This is a genomic window from Leptolyngbya sp. BC1307 (genome assembly GCF_002286735.1).
Classification (GTDB): Bacteria; Cyanobacteriota; Cyanobacteriia; order Phormidesmidales; family Phormidesmidaceae; genus Phormidesmis.
Genome location: NZ_NRTA01000172.1, coordinates 1 through 892, shown reverse-complemented (window position 1 = coordinate 892; position 892 = coordinate 1). Strand labels below are relative to the sequence as shown.

At 55.0% G+C, this 892-nt stretch carries 1 protein-coding gene; it reads right to left on the bottom strand.

The features are described from left to right. The coding region (locus tag CKL79_RS22625) for an ISL3 family transposase (RefSeq protein WP_121971734.1) at positions 1-892 on the bottom strand (892 nt) is incomplete at both ends.

Sequence of the window (892 nt, the reverse complement as noted above, 5' to 3'; positions counted from 1 at the left end):
GATGCGAGAGATAGGTGTAGACAGTCCGTTTACCGATGCCCAGGTGATGGGCGATGTCTTTAATTTGGTGTCCCTGTTGTCGCAGGGCATGGGTCTGCTCATATTTCTCTAAGCGCTGGGCTCGCTTTTCGGTCTTTTGAGTTGCGCGCGTGCTTTCGGGGACGGGGGATGGGGGGACGATAAAGCCTTCGGCCTGAAGCTGCGCCTGCTCAACCGCCTTCAGTACTTGAGACTTCCCCTTAAATGCCTTCTCCAGCGTCTCTTCAAGATTTTGCAACAGGTGAAAGCGATCCGCCACTTGGATGGCGTCTGGGGCACCGTCATTCATGCCTTTGCGGTAGGTCTTGGCGCGATCTCTTGACAGGATTTCTACCCCAGGATGAGCTTTGAGCCACGCAGCGAGGGTTTCAGCCGTACGGTCGGGGAGGAGGGCAATCGGTCGATGCGCTTCTAAGTCAACTAGGATGGTGCCATAAACATGGCCTTTACGTAGGGCAAAGTCATCGACTCCTAAAATCTTCGGCGTCGGCATCTCCGGCAGCGCTAAGCTGGAGAGGAGACGCAGAATAGAATCACGGCTATAGTGGTAGCCTAGCTGATGACTTAAACGGGCAGCGGCAGCACCCCCCAAAGCCAGCCCTATCGCTTTTAGCTTTTCGGTATAGCGAACGGTACGTCTGGCCCAAGGAATGACGAGGGCAGGCAGGCGCTCACTGAAGATCCGTCTAATACAGCTGTCATTCAGACAGAAAAACTTACCCACTGCCAGCAGGAGCACTAGGCTGAACTGCGCCCATGGCAAATCTTTCAGCGTGCGCTCGTAATGACTATGAACCCGATGACTAGGACAGTGACACAACGGGCACTCCGCCCACGCCTGGGTTGAAGACAG